Source organism: Enterococcus sp. M190262, from assembly GCF_005843965.1.
GTDB lineage: Bacteria > Bacillota > Bacilli > Lactobacillales > Enterococcaceae > Enterococcus_D > Enterococcus_D gallinarum.
The window spans coordinates 1,720,903-1,738,434 of record NZ_CP040461.1 but is presented as its reverse complement, the minus strand read 5'-3'; the positions used below and the strand labels follow the sequence as shown (position 1 = coordinate 1,738,434).

19 protein-coding genes and 1 tRNA gene are annotated in these 17,532 nt (G+C 41.0%); 7 read left to right on the top strand and 13 right to left on the bottom strand.

Annotated elements, in window-relative coordinates; translation table 11 throughout:
• Window positions 1-125: 125 nt before the first annotated feature.
• From eno to FE005_RS08160, 5 genes are all read right to left on the bottom strand, one after another.
• Window positions 126-1,427 carry a surface-displayed alpha-enolase gene (gene eno / locus FE005_RS08180; RefSeq protein ID WP_003127565.1) on the bottom strand — a complete coding sequence of 434 codons (1,302 nt, stop codon included), beginning with the start codon at window positions 1,425-1,427 and terminating at the stop codon, window positions 126-128.
• A 111-nt stretch (window positions 1,428-1,538) separates the two neighbouring features.
• Window positions 1,539-2,294 carry a triose-phosphate isomerase gene (gene tpiA / locus FE005_RS08175; protein WP_003127564.1) on the bottom strand — a complete coding sequence of 252 codons (756 nt, stop codon included), beginning with the start codon at window positions 2,292-2,294 and terminating at the stop codon, window positions 1,539-1,541.
• A 69-nt stretch (window positions 2,295-2,363) separates the two neighbouring features.
• On the bottom strand, window positions 2,364-3,554 hold the full coding sequence (pgk, locus tag FE005_RS08170; RefSeq protein WP_003127563.1) for a phosphoglycerate kinase: 1,191 nt from the start codon (window positions 3,552-3,554) through the stop codon (window positions 2,364-2,366).
• Between the two features lie 99 nt (window positions 3,555-3,653).
• Window positions 3,654-4,655 carry a type I glyceraldehyde-3-phosphate dehydrogenase gene (gene gap / locus FE005_RS08165; RefSeq protein ID WP_003127561.1) on the bottom strand — a complete coding sequence of 334 codons (1,002 nt, stop codon included), beginning with the start codon at window positions 4,653-4,655 and terminating at the stop codon, window positions 3,654-3,656.
• A gap of 40 nt (window positions 4,656-4,695) precedes the next feature.
• The gene (locus tag FE005_RS08160) at window positions 4,696-5,733 is read right to left on the bottom strand and encodes a sugar-binding transcriptional regulator (protein ID WP_138371626.1); all 1,038 of its coding nucleotides are present in this window, start codon (window positions 5,731-5,733) and stop codon (window positions 4,696-4,698) included.
• Window positions 5,734-5,991: 258 nt separating this feature from the next.
• On the opposite strand from FE005_RS08160, the gene FE005_RS08155 reads away from it, so the two are divergent.
• Window positions 5,992-6,192 (top strand): hypothetical protein, encoded by a 201-nt coding sequence (locus FE005_RS08155; protein WP_081131214.1) that lies wholly within the window; start codon window positions 5,992-5,994, stop codon window positions 6,190-6,192.
• Here FE005_RS08155 and rpoN read toward each other — a convergent pair.
• A complete protein-coding gene (gene rpoN, locus FE005_RS08150) occupies window positions 6,170-7,483 on the bottom strand; it encodes an RNA polymerase factor sigma-54 (protein ID WP_081131213.1) in 1,314 nt (437 codons plus the stop codon). The genes FE005_RS08155 and rpoN overlap by 23 nt on opposite strands.
• A gap of 54 nt (window positions 7,484-7,537) precedes the next feature.
• On the opposite strand from rpoN, the gene FE005_RS08145 reads away from it, so the two are divergent.
• Window positions 7,538-7,609 (top strand) — tRNA-Arg (locus FE005_RS08145).
• 151 nt (window positions 7,610-7,760) lie between these two features.
• Here FE005_RS08145 and rpoE read toward each other — a convergent pair.
• Both rpoE and FE005_RS08135 read right to left on the bottom strand, forming a co-directional pair.
• A complete protein-coding gene (gene rpoE, locus FE005_RS08140; RefSeq protein ID WP_005471809.1) occupies window positions 7,761-8,366 on the bottom strand; it encodes a DNA-directed RNA polymerase subunit delta in 606 nt (201 codons plus the stop codon).
• Between the two features lie 86 nt (window positions 8,367-8,452).
• Window positions 8,453-8,890 (bottom strand): DUF1934 domain-containing protein, encoded by a 438-nt coding sequence (locus FE005_RS08135; RefSeq protein WP_005471808.1) that lies wholly within the window; start codon window positions 8,888-8,890, stop codon window positions 8,453-8,455.
• Window positions 8,891-9,069: 179 nt separating this feature from the next.
• Here FE005_RS08135 and FE005_RS08130 point away from each other — a divergent pair, with 179 nt between their 5' ends.
• From FE005_RS08130 to yidA, 3 genes are read left to right on the top strand one after another with little or no spacing between them, the layout of a single operon-like run.
• On the top strand, window positions 9,070-9,900 hold the full coding sequence (locus FE005_RS08130; RefSeq protein ID WP_138371625.1) for a lipoate--protein ligase family protein: 831 nt from the start codon (window positions 9,070-9,072) through the stop codon (window positions 9,898-9,900).
• The gene (locus FE005_RS08125) at window positions 9,897-11,267 is read left to right on the top strand and encodes an HD domain-containing protein (protein ID WP_060813523.1); all 1,371 of its coding nucleotides are present in this window, start codon (window positions 9,897-9,899) and stop codon (window positions 11,265-11,267) included. The genes FE005_RS08130 and FE005_RS08125 overlap by 4 nt, the downstream gene beginning before the upstream one ends.
• Window positions 11,268-11,276: 9 nt before the next feature.
• Window positions 11,277-12,098, top strand: coding sequence for a sugar-phosphatase (yidA, locus tag FE005_RS08120; RefSeq protein WP_003127553.1), 822 nt, complete (start codon window positions 11,277-11,279; stop codon window positions 12,096-12,098).
• Between the two features lie 29 nt (window positions 12,099-12,127).
• Here the strand turns inward: yidA and FE005_RS08115 are convergent, their stop codons facing one another.
• Window positions 12,128-12,589, bottom strand: coding sequence for an NUDIX hydrolase (locus FE005_RS08115; protein ID WP_138371624.1), 462 nt, complete (start codon window positions 12,587-12,589; stop codon window positions 12,128-12,130).
• Window positions 12,590-12,734: 145 nt separating this feature from the next.
• Here FE005_RS08115 and FE005_RS08110 point away from each other — a divergent pair, with 145 nt between their 5' ends.
• Together FE005_RS08110 and FE005_RS08105 are read left to right on the top strand one after the other, a co-directional pair.
• Window positions 12,735-13,109 carry a VOC family protein gene (locus FE005_RS08110; RefSeq protein WP_003127551.1) on the top strand — a complete coding sequence of 125 codons (375 nt, stop codon included), beginning with the start codon at window positions 12,735-12,737 and terminating at the stop codon, window positions 13,107-13,109.
• 184 nt (window positions 13,110-13,293) lie between these two features.
• Entirely contained in the window at window positions 13,294-14,007 is a 714-nt protein-coding gene (locus FE005_RS08105) for a gamma-glutamyl-gamma-aminobutyrate hydrolase family protein (protein WP_138371623.1), read from the top strand.
• 303 nt (window positions 14,008-14,310) lie between these two features.
• Here FE005_RS08105 and FE005_RS08100 read toward each other — a convergent pair whose 3' ends face one another.
• From FE005_RS08100 to FE005_RS08085, 4 genes are read right to left on the bottom strand one after another with little or no spacing between them, the layout of a single operon-like run.
• Window positions 14,311-15,564, bottom strand: coding sequence for an ABC transporter permease (locus FE005_RS08100; RefSeq protein WP_138371622.1), 1,254 nt, complete (start codon window positions 15,562-15,564; stop codon window positions 14,311-14,313).
• Window positions 15,557-16,456 carry an ABC transporter ATP-binding protein gene (locus FE005_RS08095; RefSeq protein WP_003127547.1) on the bottom strand — a complete coding sequence of 300 codons (900 nt, stop codon included), beginning with the start codon at window positions 16,454-16,456 and terminating at the stop codon, window positions 15,557-15,559. Before FE005_RS08095 ends, FE005_RS08100 begins: the two co-directional genes overlap by 8 nt.
• 25 nt (window positions 16,457-16,481) lie before the next feature.
• Window positions 16,482-17,162 carry a DUF2812 domain-containing protein gene (locus FE005_RS08090; protein WP_138371621.1) on the bottom strand — a complete coding sequence of 227 codons (681 nt, stop codon included), beginning with the start codon at window positions 17,160-17,162 and terminating at the stop codon, window positions 16,482-16,484.
• Window positions 17,149-17,475: a PadR family transcriptional regulator gene (locus FE005_RS08085; RefSeq protein WP_003127545.1), complete on the bottom strand. Its 327-nt coding sequence runs from the start codon at window positions 17,473-17,475 to the stop codon at window positions 17,149-17,151. Before FE005_RS08085 ends, FE005_RS08090 begins: the two co-directional genes overlap by 14 nt.
• Window positions 17,476-17,532: the final 57 nt, after the last annotated feature.

Here is a 17,532-nt window from a genome sequence, read left to right as displayed (position 1 = left end):
CTCTGTTCCATGAGAAAAATAAGTCTTGTTTCAAATCACTTAATCCAGACAGCAAAAAAGCTCTGAAATCACAGCGGTTGTTAAATCAACCGCTGCTCTTTCAGAGCAATGTAATCATCGAAAGATTATTTGTTTTTCAAGTTGTAAAAAGCTTGCAAGCCTTTGTATTCAGCAACTTCACCAAGTTGGTCTTCGATACGTAGTAATTGGTTGTATTTAGCAATACGGTCAGTACGTGAAAGAGAACCAGTTTTGATTTGGCCAGCATTTGTTGCAACTGCGATATCAGAGATTGTTGAATCTTCTGTTTCACCTGAACGGTGAGAAACAACGGCAGTATAACCAGCTTCTTTAGCCATTTCGATCGCATTGAATGTTTCAGTCAATGTACCGATTTGGTTTACTTTGATTAGGATTGAGTTACCGATACCGTTTTTGATTCCTTTTTCAAGGATTTCAGTGTTTGTAACAAACAAGTCGTCACCAACTAATTGAACTTTGTCGCCTAGGCGTTCAGTCAATAGTTTCCAACCATCCCAGTCGTTTTCATCCATACCATCTTCGATTGTGATGATTGGGTATTTGTTAACTAACTCTTCCAAATAGTCAACTTGTTCTGCAGCTGTACGTTTCACACCGTTTTCGCCTTCAAATTTCGTGTAGTCGTACACGCCATTTTCGTAGAATTCAGAAGAAGCACAGTCAAATCCTAGGTAAACGTCTTTACCTGGTTCTAAACCAGCAGCTTTGATAGCTTCTAAGATTGTTTCAACACCATCTTCAGTTCCTTCAAAACGAGGAGCGAAACCACCTTCGTCACCTACTGATGTTTCTAAACCACGTTTAGATAAGATTGATTTCAATGCATGGAATACTTCAGCACCCCAACGTAGACCTTCTTTGAATGTAGGTGCGCCTACAGGCAAGATCATGAATTCTTGGAAAGCGATCGGAGCATCTGAGTGAGATCCGCCGTTGATGATGTTCATCATAGGTGTTGGCAATACTTTTGTATTGAATCCGCCTAAGTAGTGGTATAAAGGTACTTCTAAATAATCAGCAGCTGCACGAGCAACGGCAATAGAAACACCAAGAATTGCGTTAGCACCTAATTTGCCTTTGTTAGGAGTTCCATCTAAAGCGATCATTGCTTTATCGATAGCCATTTGGTCACGTACATCGTAGCCGATGATTGCTTCAGCAATGACGTTATTTACATTGTCAACTGCTTTCGTTACACCTTTACCACCATAACGAGCTTTGTCGCCATCACGTAATTCAACTGCTTCGTGTTCACCTGTTGAAGCTCCTGAAGGAACCATTCCACGGCCGAAAGCACCTGATTCTGTGTAGACTTCTACTTCGATAGTTGGATTACCACGTGAGTCTAGGACTTCGCGTGCGTAAACATCAGTAATAATTGACATGTTTTGTCTCTCCTTTGAGTTTGTTTTATCTTAAGGGAATCTCCCTTGCGAACATCTTAATTGTAGTGAAAAAAGCTGTTTTCTGCAAACAATATTTTCATGAGAATGAAATTATTTTACTGCATCCAACAATGCTAGGAATGAATCAGCTTGCAAGCTTGCGCCGCCAACTAATGCTCCATCTACATTTTCTTTTGCCATGTATTCTGCAATATTTTCAGGTTTTACAGAACCACCGTATTGGATGCGTACAGCATCAGAAACTTCTTTACCGTATAATTTTTCAACTGTTTGACGTACAACACCACAGATTTCATCAGCAATTTGTGCATCTGCTGATTTACCTGTACCGATCGCCCAAATTGGTTCGTAAGCAATGACTAGATTGCTGACTTGGCCATCTGTCAATCCTTCTAAACCGGCAGTGATTTGTCCTTCGATCCATTCAGCTGTTTTTCCAGCTTCATAAGTTTCTAAAGATTCACCACAACATAGGATTGGGATCATACCATTTGCGAAAATTGCTTTCGCTTTTTTGTTGATGTCTTCGTCAGTTTCATGGAAATATTCACGGCGTTCTGAGTGACCGATGATTACATAGTCAACACCTAAGTCAGCTAAAGCAGCTGGTGAAGTTTCTCCTGTAAAGGCACCTTCATTTTCCCAGTAGCTGTTTTGAGCAGCAATTTTTAATTCTGTACCTTCTGCAGCTGTTACTAATGTTTCCAAGAACAACGCTGGTGCTCCGATAACAGAATCTACTTTATCGTTGCTAGGAATTTTTGTTTTGACTGCTTCAGCAAATTCTTTTGCTTCTTTCGCAGTTTTATTCATTTTCCAGTTTCCGGCAATAATTGGTTTGCGCATTTTTCTGGCACTCCTTTGTTATTTAAGGGTCACGGCTGCTTATTGCAACGCAGCCGCGTCATTGCTTGATTATTTGTCGTTGATTGCTGCTAATCCAGGAAGAGTTTTACCTTCTAGAAGTTCTAAACTAGCACCGCCACCTGTTGAGATGTGAGTGAATTTATCAGCAAAACCTAATTGTTCTGCAGCTGCAGCTGAATCTCCACCACCGATGATTGTTGTTGCATCTTCAAGGTTTGCGATTGCTTCACAAACACCGATGGTACCATTAGCAAAGTTTGACATTTCGAACACACCCATTGGTCCGTTCCAAACAACTGTTTTTGCACCTTTTAATGTTTCAGCGAACAATGCAATTGTTTCAGGTCCGATATCTAAGCCCATTTGACCTTCAGGAACATCACCAGTATGTTCTTCTGTTGGAACATCATTTGAAAATTCAGCAGCTGTGATTGAGTCAACTGGTAAAACAAGTTTATCGCCAGCTTTTTCGATCAATTCTTTTGCCAACTCAACTTTATCCGCTTCAACAAGAGAGTTACCAATTTCCATTCCTTTTGCTTTGTAGAATGTATAAGTCATTCCGCCACCGATCAAGATCTTGTCTGCTTTAGGAATCAAGTTTTCAATGACACCGATTTTGTCAGATACTTTCGCACCACCAAGAATCGCTACCATTGGACGTTTTGGTTCTTCGACTGCTTCACCAATAAATTTGATTTCTTTTTCCATTAAGAATCCAGCAACTGTTGGGATTCCTGTAGAAGCGATTCCGACGTTTGAAGCATGGGCACGGTGAGCTGTACCAAATGCATCATTGACAAAAACATCCCCTAATGAAGCCCAATATTTACCAAGCTCTGGATCGTTTTTGCTTTCTTTTTTGCCGTCAACATCTTCAAAACGAGTGTTTTCGAAAACAACAACATCGCCGTCTTTCATGTTGTTGATTGCTGCTTCCAATTTTTCCCCACGTGTTTCAGGAACGAAAGTCACTTCTTTGCCTAACAATTCGCCTAGACGTTTTGCTACTGGTGCTAAAGATTTGCCTTCTTTATCTGCTTCTTCTTTGACACGACCTAAGTGAGAGAAAAGAATTGCTTTTCCGCCATTTTCGATCACGTAATTAATTGTTGGAAGTGCTGCTTTGATACGAGTGTCGTCACCGATCACACCGTCTTTCAATGGAACATTGAAATCCACACGCACAAGAACTTTTTTATCTTTTAAATCGATATCTTGAACTGTCATTTTAGCCATGAACAGATTCCTCCTAATGTAATTGTTAAAAAAAGCGGAGAAGCGCGCTGCTTCCCCGCTTTCTCTTGCGATGGTTTAAATGAATGTACGACGCAAATCTTATAATTTAGCGAAGTATTCTAAAGTACGTACTAATTGTGCAGTGTATGACATTTCGTTATCATACCAAGCAACAGTTTTAACTAATTGTTTGTCGCCAACAGTCATAACTTTTGTTTGAGTTGCATCAAATAGTGAACCGTAAGTCATACCAACGATATCAGAAGAAACGATTTCGTCTGTGTTGTAACCGTAAGATTCGTTTGAAGCTTCTTTCATTGCTGCGTTTACTTCGTCAACAGTTACTTCTTTGTCAAGAACTGTAACTAATTCAGTTAATGAACCAGTTGCAACAGGAACACGTTGAGCAGCTCCGTCTAATTTACCGTTCAATTCAGGAATTACCAAGCCAATAGCTTTAGCAGCACCAGTTGAGTTAGGAACGATGTTTGCTGCAGCAGCACGCGCACGGCGGAAGTCACCTTTAGGGTGTGGTCCGTCTAGAGTCATTTGGTCACCTGTGTAAGCATGGATCGTAGTCATCAAGCCTTCGATCACACCAAATTTGTCATTCAATGTTTTAGCCATAGGAGCTAAACAGTTAGTTGTACATGAAGCACCAGAAATTACTGTTTCATCACCTGTTAAAGTTTCGTGGTTTGTGTTGTAAACGATTGTTGGTACATCGTTTCCGCCAGGAGCTGAGATAACTACACGTTTTGCACCAGCTGTTAAATGTTTTTCAGCAGCTGATTTAGAAGTGAAGAATCCAGTACATTCTAGCACGATTTCAACACCTAATTCGCCCCAAGGCAATTCTTCAGGGTTGCGGTTTGCTAGAACTTTGATTTCGTTTCCGTTCACGTTGAATGATCCTTCATGAACTTCAACTGTACCGTTGAAACGTCCTTGTGTTGTATCATATTTTAACAAGTGTGCTAACATTTTAGCGTCTGTTAAGTCGTTGATAGCCACAACTTCGATTCCTTCTACTTCTTGGATACGACGAAATGCTAAGCGTCCGATACGTCCAAATCCATTAATACCTACTTTAACTGTCATTTAAGATTTCCTCCTTATGAAAATCATAAAAATATTTATTTTAAAGGGTTGCCCCTTTTAAAATCTCATTGGCACAGGCTTCATCTGTGATGAGCCATGTTTGTTTTGGTGCATTTTTCATGTATGCATTGATCGCTTTGGCTTTTGATTTACCGCCTGCGATTGCGAAAATGATCGGCACGTTCTGCAAGTCCTTCAACTGCAGTCCGATACGAGGAATCTTATAAACGACCTCGCCTGCTTCGTTAAAGAAATAACCGAAGGATTCCGCTACTGCATTCTTTTGTTTCAGCATCAGGATCTCTTTTTCTGACATCTTTCTTCGAGCTGCCATATGCAGTGCTCGTCCAATACTATGAATAACACAATTTGCTTGACTTATCAAGTTTAAGACATCAAGGATCGCTGGTTCTTTCAACAAAAATTCATAGGTGTTAATGCTTAATTGTTCCGGTACAAATAGGGAACGATAATTACCATTGGTACGCATCGCCATCACTGATCCGACTGAATTTGCCTGAACATTGACTGCTTCTCCGATGCCCCCTCTGGCTGGGACAAACAAGTTATGGCGTTTGCCAGTTTCAAGATTGCCTAGTTCTTCGGCAACTTTTGCCATTGTCGTACCGCCCATCACAGCGATCGTATTCTCACCATCTGGCAGCAATAAGTCTAACGACTCATTAAGCAGCTGACCGAATTCAGCAATCACTTTCGGTTGACGGTCCCCATCACCGCTGGCAATCAAGCAACGATCAATCCCGAAGTACTCGGATAACCGCTTCTCTGTTTGATGCATGCCAAACAATTGATCCATCAAACTGCCGATTTTTGTATAGATTTCTTCGCCATAGGCCGTTAATTGCATACCGCTTTTAGACGAATCAATCAATTTAAGTTTTTTGAGGATATCCGTTTCAGACCTCAACACACGTTCCGTCATTGCTAAGCTTTCAGACAATGTCCGCCGCCCTACTGGTTGCATCCAATAGATAGTCCGTAAAATACGGTAACGTTCTTGAAGCACCGCGAGGATATCCGGGGTGATTGCCTCAATCAATTTCAATTCATCGAGCATTTTGCATCCTCCCGTTGGACTTTTTTTGTCCTACAATGACTTAAAATGACCCATCTATTCCAAAAAAAATTTAATTCATCTCTTACACCAATAATAGTAGCACTTCTGGACGCCTCATGCAACTATTTCAATTATAAAAAATGATTCTCCAAACTTTTTTAACCGTAAAGCGGATTCTTATCACAGCCAAAAATAGCTTTCAAACTAGTAAAAGAAATCAACAAAGAAAAACTCGAGCAAAAGGATCAGCGACCGCCTATGAAAAGCGGGCAGAGCTATTTATCACAAGTAGCCCTGCCTTTGCTACGATTATATGAAACCCAAATTGCTTACCTGTCTTCTTATGTAAAAGAGGTGGGGTCATTGGACTTTTTGCCGGCATTCTTGTTGAATCTTTCTTCAATAGCTGGACCAGAACAAGAACTGTATCGAAAAATCAATCAAACCGCTTTCGTTTAGATGATCCAGGAATATTAAGAGCCTCACGATACTTGGCAACAGTCCGGCGAGAAATTTCCACTTCTTCCGCTTTTAACAAATCAGCCAATTTTTGATCAGAAAGCGGCTTCTGCTTATTCTCTTCGTTGATCAAAGCTGCCAAACGCCGCTTGATTGCCTCCGTGGTGACATCCTCTCCACTTTGGGTGGACACTTTTTGACCAAAGAAGGACTTCAGTTCAAAAACACCAAATTCTGTCTCCAAATATTTCCCATTGACGGCACGACTGACTGTCGATTCGTGAATACCTAATTCGTCAGCGATTTCTTTGAGGATCAATGGCTTCAATGGTCGGTCAGCTTGTAAAAAAAAGGCTTGCTGATGATGAACGATCGCTTCTCCCACTCGATAGATGGTATCTCCTCGCTGCTGGAGAGTCTTTTTTAGCCATTCAAATTCTTGGGCTTTGTTGTCTAAATATTTCTTTACCTCAGCATCGCCACTTTGTTTTAATTGATCAAAATAGTGTTGTTGGAAACGGACTTCCGGCATTGCTCGTCGATTAGAGGTAACCACTGGCTGGCCTTCAATAATCGTAACTCGCAAATCTGGGATGATATACAAACCATCTGTAGACCCAAAGGCCGCCCCTGGTGTTGGGGTCAACGTTTGGATATAGTCAAACACCTTCTGAATTTCTGAAAGCGAAACTGCTAGATTTTTCGCTATTTTGTCCCACTTGCGCTCTGCTAATTCCGTGAACCATTCTTCAAGAACGATATAGGCGAGTTCTGGCGCAGCATCGTCCCGTTCAGTTTGAAGCATGAGGCATTCTCGTAGATCTCGTGCGCCGACACCCGCTGGATCCAACTGCTGAATCAGTGTCAAGGCATCAAGCATCTGAATCTCTGAAGCTCCGATCATTTGACCAGCCTTCACCAAATCAATGGTCAAAAATCCATTCAAATCAATATATTCCACTAGAAATAACACGACGGTGCGTAGAAAGGTGTCTCGGTAATTTAAATGGATTTGATCGATCAAATACTCAAAGAGCGAACTTCCTCTATTTGGGATCTGATTCAAATATTCATTGAATTGCTCAGATGTCCCACTGCCTTGAGTATAACTCGTCGGATATTCATGGTCCGTTAAATCGATCAGGGGATTCTCTAATGCCTGATTATCTACGAAAGCAAGCAGTTCATCTGATGAAAATTGCAGCACTTGGATCGACTGCTGTAATTTCTGCGTCATCGCCAACTTTTGTGTCTGTTTTTGTTGTTGCGAAAATTGTTGTTGAAATTTCATCATTTTACCTCTTGTTTTTTCTGAGAAAATTGGTTAAACTGTTATTTGTGCTTCGCGCCTTTAGTGTAGTGGATATCACGTAAGATTCCGGTTCTTGAGACGGGGGTTCGATTCCCTCAAGGCGCGTTTTTCATTTCATTTATAGTATACTTTATCTCAAGGGATAATTCAAAAAACCACGGAAGTGCTGACAGCACTTCCGTTTTTTTTTATTTTGATTGAGCTCTTGCCATCTTCCATACGCTGTTGCCTTTGCTAAACACAAAAAAGAAGAGGCCTATTCCTCTTCTTCCTCGTCATCAAATTCGTCTTCTTCATCATCATCGATGATCGTTAGATCTTCTTCAATGTTCCCTGGTAGTTCCTCTTCGTCATCATCGTTATTGTCTGCACCAATTTCTTGCAGATCTGAGTTATATGCGGAGATTTCTTCATCCTCATCGTCATCATCGTCAAAAAGATCCTCTTCATCGTCATCAGACAAATCAGTATCCTCTGGGTCATCATCGTTATAATCGATCGCGTCTTCATCGTCACTAATAAAGGCATTCACTTTCTTACGTTTGCGACGACGCGGTGTATCTTCATCTTCATCATCGATTCCGTGGTTGACTTCTTCATCGATTGAGTCGATCGCATACCATGAACGCAATCCCCAGCGATTGTCTCCCAAAGAAATAAAACTGCCATCGATATTCAAGTCTGTATAAAACTGCGCCAAAGAATCACGAATCTCGCTGTCCGAAGTTTCTAGATAGTTTTGGATTTGGTTGACCAAATCAGAAAAATCCATCACGTCACCGCGTTGCTCTAAAATCGCATGGGCAACTTCGATCATTGACAATTCGTTTTTATTTACACCTTCAAATACATTAATTTCCAAACGGGACACGTCCTTTCACAGTCTACTCCTAATCATACAAAAATGTGAGACAAATTGCAATTTATTCTTTCAAAATTTGCATTTATTTAAGCAGTAAACTCCAAAGAAAGTTTGTATTCTCCCACTTTGTCTTCCATCATAAATAAATCATAATGGACATCGACTTTGCCTGAATAAGGACGATCTTTCAGACTGACATGTAAGTGACTTGTATATGTATGGAAATGCATCGTGCCATAAGGCGTTTGATAACTTGTTTCTAAACGCTCTTTGTAAGCGAATTTCAAGCGTGTTCGCATTTCTCCCGAGCGAATCAGTTGGATCACGCCATCTGGCATAATTTTCATCGTCACTGGTACTTCGGCTCCTTCTGGCTGAATCTCTTTGTATCTCAGATACAGCGTATCGCCGATTTTGACCGCCTGTCCTTGTAAATCAAACAAAAAATCTTGTGTTTCTCCCGCTTGTTCGACCTTTGTCGTTAAATGGATCGAAATCGGAATTCCTTGTGACAATTCCCTCATGATAGTGTGCCTCCTTAGCAGATTTCAGTTCCATTTTTCCTTTTTTCCCCTCTTTTGTCAATCATTTCAGCTAAAACATCCACTATAGAACGTTTTCTTAGCTTTTTGATTAAGTTTTTTCATGATCTTCATATATAATAGTAGGAGATCTTATTATTGAAGGAGAATCTAAGCCTACCGTGACCATTGAAATGATTGATCAAATGTTGCCATTTGATCCCCAAACTACCGAGAATCGTTTTTTACCGTTTGCATTGACCGATGTATTGAGTGAATATGCAGGCGTTCATCATCAGGATTTTTTACACTTTTGGCAGTTGCCTGATACTATGATTTTAGGAATGAAAGATACCCGAGTGCCTTATTTCACCGAAGGAATATCCGCTTTGACGACTGCTGGCTTTCAACCAATCATCCGCAACTCAGGCGGGCTTGGGGTCATCAACGATGCCGGTGTTCTGAATGTATCGTGGATTTTCCCAAAAACGTTAGCTGCTACTACAGATGCGGCTTATCAGCGAATGGTCGACTTGATGCGAGAAGCATTTCCCGAAAAAGAAATTGCGGCCTATGAAATCCCAAACTCTTATTGTCCCGGTACCTTTGACTTGAGTATGGACGGAAAGAAAATCGCAGGGACTGCCCAGCGCAGGATCAAAGCAGGAATTGCAGTCATGATGTACCTTAGTGTCAACGGCGACCAACACTATCGTGGAGAAGTAGTAAGAACGTTTTATCAAAAAAGCTTGAAAGAGCAGTTTGGTACTAATGGCTATCCCGCCGTTGAACCTACCAGTATGACAACACTCCAAGATGTGCTTCAGCGCTCTTTCTCTGTATCAGAAGCTGCCTCACGACTGCAAGAGGCCTTGATGCGGCTAACTAAGTCCTCTCTCAGCCCTGTGACTGCATCCGAATGGGTTGAAAAAAATGATCAAGCGGCATTACTAGAGGCTCGTATGACCAGTATGTATCAACGAAATCAACCGATAAAGGAGAGTTCACAATGAGCATCCCATATAAGTATCAAACACTTGCTATTGAAAAAGTATTCCGTGATCCTGTACACAACTATGTGCATGTGCAGCATCAAGTGATCTTGGACTTGATCAATTCGAAAGAAGTACAGCGCCTGCGAAGGATCAAACAACTAGGAACTTCTTCGTTTACTTTTCATGGTGCTGAACATAGTCGCTTCTCACATTCGTTAGGAGTCTACGAAATTAGCCGCCGCATCTGTGATTTGTTTCAACGAAATTTCCCAGTTGAAAAAGTTGGGTCTGATGGCTGGGATGACCGGGAACGATTGGTCACGCTTTGTGCTGCTTTGTTGCATGATGTTGGCCATGGCCCTTATTCTCACACTTTTGAACATATTTTTCATACCGATCACGAAGCCATCACTGTAGCGATCATTACTTCTCCAGAAACAGAAGTCTATCAAATCCTCAATCGTGTGGAAGAAGGTTTTCCTGAAAAAGTGGCCAGTGTTATTACTAAGACATACCCAAACCCACAAGTGGTGCAAATGATTTCCAGTCAGATCGATGCGGATCGCATGGATTATTTACTGCGGGATGCATACTTCACGGGAACGGAATACGGCACATTTGATTTGACACGTATTCTGCGAGTCATTCGTCCCTATGCTGGCGGGATCGCATTTTCTATGAGTGGCATGCATGCGGTAGAAGATTATATTGTCAGCCGCTATCAAATGTATGTCCAAGTCTATTTCCATGCCAGTTCTCGGGGAATGGAAGTTATCTTGGCACATTTACTAAATCGCGCTGCCGAATTGTATCAAGAACATGAAGAACTTTTCCAATCGCATTCCCAGCTTTTGCTGCCCTTTCTTAAACAGCACTTTACTTTGGAAGAATACCTAAAACTAGACGATGGCGTCTTGAATACGTACTTCACTCAGTGGACGGAAGAAAATGATCCGATTCTTAGTGATTTAGCCAAACGATTCTTGAACCGCAAACCGCTGAAGTCTGCACGTTTTGAAGAAGACACTCAATTGCCATTGATTCATGAACTGCAATCTCTTGTCGAAAAAGTCGGTTTTAACCCCGACTATTACACAGCAATCAATTCTAGTTTCGATTTACCTTATGACTTTTATCGCCCAACTTCTGGCATGCATCGGACACAAATCGAACTGCAAGAAAAAGACGGCTCCCTAGTGGAATTATCCAAGGCTAGTCAACTAGTAGCTGCACTTGCTGGGCAAACACAAGGAGACCAGCGCTTTTATTTCCCAAAAGAAATGATTGACCCCGCACTACAAAATCACTATGATTTATTTTGGGATACGTATCAAGAGTTTGCGAAACATATTCGCAATGGTGCCTTGATCAATACGAACAACTAGGAGGAAGTTATGAGCATCAAACTGATTGCTATCGATATCGATGGCACGTTACTGAACAATGATCGAAAAATCACACCTGGAGTGTACCAAGCACTAAAAGCTGCGGAGGCACAGGGTGTTCGAATCGTCTTATGTACTGGCCGCCCCTTAACAGGTGTCCAAGATTTATTAAGTGAACTAGACTTGTTTTCAGAAACGGACTACGTAATCACATATAATGGTTCTCTCGTACAGAAGACTAAAACAAAAGAAATCGTTTCTGAATTCGGATTGACGCATGAAGAATACTTAGAAGTAGAAATGACTGCCCGTAAATTAGGGGTTCATTTGCATGTGGAAACCCAAGATACGATGTACACAGCGAATCGAGACATCAGTCCTTATACCGTCTATGAAGCCTTTTTGGTCAATATGCCTTTGAAATATCGTACACCGGAAGAAATGACTGCGGATCTGAATATCATCAAAATGATGATGATCGATGAGCCTGAATTGATCGATGCTATTATTCCACAATTGCCAACTTCATTGACTGAGCGTTTCAATATCGTCAAAAGTGCACCATTTTTCTTAGAAGTCTTGAATAAGAAAGCTCATAAAGGGGCTGCGGTTCAGAAGCTAGCTGAGGAACTAGGTATCTCACAAGCAGAAGTCATGGCGATTGGTGATAACGAAAATGATCTAACGATGGTCGAATATGCGGGTCTTGGCGTTGCAATGGCTAATGCAACAGAAAACGTCAAACAAGCGGCCGACGTCATCACTGCTTCCAATGAAGAAGATGGTGTAGCTAAAGTTATCAATGACTATGTGTTAAATGAACTAAAATAAAAGAGTAAAAAAGACAACGATCACTGCCTTTATGCATGATCGTTGTCTTTTTGATTTACCCATTGTTTCACTGCCCAGGCATGACTGCCGCGTTTCAATAAATGAATGGCTTCTTCTGGTGTATGCCACGAAAGTTGGTTGTGTTGTTCTGTTGGCTCACCTATTTTTTGCCAATCGGTCATTAAATAAAAATAAGCCGGATGATGGTAATACGTTTCTCGATGTCGCGAGTAAAAATAATCAACCGCCTCCCCTAAATAACTGGCGATCTTTCCTGCAAATCCTACTTCTTCGACCAATTCCCGTTTGATCGTTTGTTCCTTCGATTCACCGGGTTCAATCTCCCCTCCTGGTAAAAAAAAGGCGCCATTTGGCGCTTGGACCAAAATCACTTGTTGGTGTTCATTCGGAATCACGACATAGGCACCGAATCGTGAAATATAGTCAGCCCCCGGCTCTTTTTGCCCAAACACTTTCTCCTTGTTCCCCATGTTTCCCTCCATCATCTCTTTCTTTCCATTCTACCTTAGGAAGCCACTGGCGACAAGCTGCAACTTGACGGGGTGCACTTTTCTTACCACAAAAAATCGGGTTATGTTATTATAGGCTTACCACAATTGAAAGGATGAATGACAAATGAAAATGGCACATACTTGTGTGCGAGTGAAAGATCTTGAAGCATCACTTGCATTTTATCAAGAAGCATTCGGTTTTGAAGAATCGCGCCGTCGTGATTTTCCAGAAAACAAATTTACGTTGGTTTACCTGACATTACCAGGAGATGATTATGAATTAGAATTAACTTATAACTATGATCATCCCGGCTATGATCTAGGTGACGGCTATGGTCATATCGCGATCAGTACCGATGATTTAGAGAAACTTCACGAGCAGCATAAAGCAGCTGGTTTTGATGTTACTGACTTAAAAGGCTTGCCTGGTACTTCTCCTTCTTACTATTTCGTGAAAGACCCAGATGGCTACAAAATAGAAGTGATTCGCGAAAAATAAAAAAGTACTGTGACTTAAGTGCAGCAACAAATGGAGCATCCGAACGATAACGAAATTGCATCTACTCTCTAGTAGGTCCTCGCAATTTCGTGGAAAAAGTCAGTTTGGATAGCTTCCTTTGTTTTCCTTTTGTCACAGTTTTTTATTCATTACTGCTGTCAAAACAGCTGGAAGGAGAATGCTTATGAAACCAGTGATTGGAATTGCTGGCAACGAACGAACGATGATTGATGGGGAAGCCCATTGGATTACATATACCCCGAGAAATTTTGTGACACAGATTCAACAAGCCTCTGGCCTTCCCCTTATTTTACCCATGGGAGCTCCCGAAAATGCCGTCCAATATGTTGCCCAGATTGATAAATTACTTTTGGCAGGGGGGCATGATGTGACTCCTCGCTATTATGGCGAAGAGATGCATCCACTGATCCAAGGTACACATCCTGAACGAGACGCATTTGAATTGGCGTTGATCAAAGAAGCTGTCGCACAAGAAAAACCAATTTTTGGTGTCTGTCGTGGCATGCAGCTATTGAATGTTGCTTTCGGCGGCAACCTCTATCAAGACTTGTCATTGGTCGAGCAACCAACCATCAAGCATGTGCAAGCACCGACACCCTTTCGCTTTCCTACTCATGCCGTTGAGATCGTTGCTGACAGTCGTTTAGGAAAATTATTAGGAACCACCTATCAAGTGAATTCGTTTCACCATCAAGCCATTAAAGATGTTGCAAAAGATTTCCAAGTGATCGCAACGGCCCCTGACGGTATCGTAGAAGCCATTGAAACTTCTGCCTTTCCGGCGCCGATTTTAGGGATCCAATGGCATCCTGAATTAACCGCACAAGAGATTGCTTCAGAACAGCAAATTTTCGACTACTTTGTTCATCAGTTTTGACATTATGCCAACAAAGATTTCGCTAGCAGAGGCAATGCCTGATTGAAAAAAGACTTGGTTATATTTGAAACTAGTAGTTTAAATGACTCGTTTAGCTTTAATAGTTAGTAATTAAAGGCTGATTGGATACTAGCTTGATCAATTGGCGGTCTTGACTCATTAAAGCTACTTTACCCAATTCTACGTAGAAAAAAACCGATGAAAAGCAGAGGGTTTTCTGGATACCATTTGGTAATCAGAAAGCACAAGCTTTTCATCGGTTTCTTTATTGAAGCCTAACTAATCGGAGAATTTGTTGGCTGGTCATTTTTCATTCTTCATCAAAACGAAAGATTGTTTCAATGAAGCCAAAATGCCGTTATCGTTATAAATCAGTACGTTTGACTTATACATTCTTGCTGAGATCAGCATCAATGCCAATGTACTTACTGCTAAGATGGCTACAGAGACTGCCGCGCCTCCGATACCTACTGTATCGTTAGCCAATCGGACTGGCATGATAAATGAAGATAAAAACGGGATATAAGAAGTGACCCGCAAAATGATATTGTTAGGATCTGTACCGCCTAGAATCAAACCTAACATATAACCGGCTAAAGAAAGGTAAGTGACAGGAATGATCGCCTTGGCAGTGTCCTCTGCTTTATTGACTAATGAACCGCACAAAGCAGACAGGACAGAGTAAATCAAAATTCCTAATAGGACAAAGATGACCGAGTAAATCAAGAATGGACCGAATAATCCATCAATTGAGAAATTGGCTAATACATCTTTGACCATTGAAATGTCTTTGATCCAATAATAACTGATAGCAAAGATACCGGCATAAGCCAATAACTGAGCTAATGCGACCATAATTACACCGGTTAATTTGGCATAAAAGTGAACCTGTGCTCTCGTACTGGACAAAATAACTTCCATGATCCGGGTCCCTTTTTCGGAAGCAATCTCTTGGGCAATGATTTGAGCGTAAGTCAAAATAAACATGAATAAAATAATTGTTCCGACATAACTCACAATGTATTGGATCGAACTATTGTCTTCCCCAAGCTCCATTTTACCATCTTCGGTGAAAGAAACTTTTTGTTTACTGAAGTTTGCTGGCTCACTTAAACTAGCCACTTGCTCCTGATTTAATCCGAGTGCTGCGGCACGTCCCGAGGCTTGCAACCCAGACAATAATTGCTGAACCGTCAACTCTGTGGTTTGTCCCATAGAAGATTCACTCAATAATTCACCTTTGATACTGTCGACCTCTGAAGTAACGATCAAGAATGCATCGACCTTTTCATCCGCTAATTGTTTTTTTCCAGCTTCTTCAGAATCCACCACTTCAAATTGATAGTCTTCATTTTTCTGAGCTGCGATTGTTTGTGCAATAGCTGGTTCATTCGCATAAACAGCAATTTTATCGGCACTGTTCATTCCATCGGTAAAAATTCCTACCACATAAATAATGCCCAATGCAATAAATGGAATCAATATCATGATCAAAAACGAGATCGATTTCACGTTTTTCTTAAACACATCGAGCGCGATCACCCAAAATTTACTCATTGTCTTTTCCCGCCTTTCTCTTAAAGATTTCTTCTAATGTCGGCGGTTGTTGGTTAAACATCGGGATATAGCCATCAGCTGTGGCCAAATCAAACAATGTGCGACCGACTTCAGGATGCGATAATGTAATGTCATAACTCCCATCTTCTTTATGAAGAACTTTTTCGACACCTTCAACTGCTAGGATGGTTTCTTTTGACAATGAAGATTCCAAGAAGACTTTCGTCCGCCCAAACGATTCACGGATCTCATGAACTTTTCCGTTGAGAACCGTTTGACCATCTCTTAGCATGATCAAATGATCGCAGATTTTCTCAACATTATCCATGTTATGACTAGAAAAAATGACACAAGAACCTTTTTCTTTTAGTTCAATAATGCCATCTTTCAGCAACTCAGCATTGACAGGGTCCAATCCGCTAAATGGTTCATCCAAAATGACTAATTTAGGTTCATGAATCAATGTTGCGATCAATTGGACTTTTTGCTGATTCCCCTTCGATAATGATTTAACTTTATCTGTCTTTTTCCCTTTTACTTGGAATTTTTCCATCCATTCGTCGATCTTAGGTTCAATTTCTTCTTTCTTTTTTCCACGCAAGCGTGCAAAATAAATCAGTTGATCTTGGATGGTTACTTTAGGGTAAAGTCCCCGTTCTTCTGGCAAATAACCAATCAAATTGTATTCCTTTTCTGTGATTTGATGGCCATTCCATAGTACTTCTCCTTGTTCAGCCCGTAAAAAATCTAGAATCAATCGGAATGTCGTGGTTTTACCAGCACCATTTTGACCGATCAGCCCCATGATCTCGCCATCGTTGATTTGAAAGGACAATTGATCCACTGCCCGATAGTCCCCAAATGTTTTCACTAAATTCTTTGCTTCTAACACAATTTCACCTTCCTTGTCTTTTAAGTTAATATAAATAACCGGCTAAAAAGCCGATAATTCCTCCAATTAATGCGCCGACTCCCATAAAGAGCAGCGTATCCCGTAACACGTGTTGCCGCTTAGCTAGTTTCTCTGGTTCTTTGTAAAAAGAGGCGCGGTTCTTGTACAAGCGACGCATGAGAAATGACACCACACCGATGACAAGAGGCGCACAAATCAGCCCAACTGCAACACCATATGAGAAACCTAGTATCTCATTATAGGTAAGTACTAGCCAGCGAGCGAGGAGATAAATCAAAAGCAGAATAACCAAGCCAACACCTGTTATGCCAAAAGAACGTTTCATAAGATAGCGTGCCTCACTATCGATTCGTTCTTGATAGCTTTGCTGATCACTAAAAATAGCTGGTGTCTCTAAAGGAGCCTGAAAATAGTAGTAACGGTTTTTGTAGGAACTAATATACTCCCATCCGCCGGCTTCATACATGGCCAAGTATTCATCAACATCGGATTTGTCTCCTTGAAAAAAATCGACAGCAAACTTCTTCTCTTGTGGTTGGCTTTGAATAAACTTCAAAAAACCGAACTGATTCATATGCACAAACTGCCAACCTTTTGCTGCTTGCTCTTGCAGCCGCATCATTTCTTTTTCTGGATAATAGGCAACACCTAATGAATACAAATATTTTGTCTTACGTTTGCTCATCTGCCAGTCCCCCCAACTCACCCATAATCTGTTCACCAATCTCAAAGAAATGTTTTCGTCGCTGAATGTCCTTTTCTAAAGCCGTTTTTCCTTTGGCTGTGATCTGATAGATTTTTTTACGATCTGTCGTCTCTTCTAAACTGATCATTTCATTTTTGGTCAATTTTTTCAATATAGTATACATTGTTGCCGGACCGATTTCATAGGTACCTTGGCTTAATTCATTGATTTGCTTCATGATCACATAGCCATGTTTTGGCTTTAATAAAGCTAACAAAATCAAATAAGTTGAATCGGTCAATGGTTCATCCATGTGTTTTCCCCCATCCTAGGAAACTATATCACTTATTGATATATTATCGGATGATAT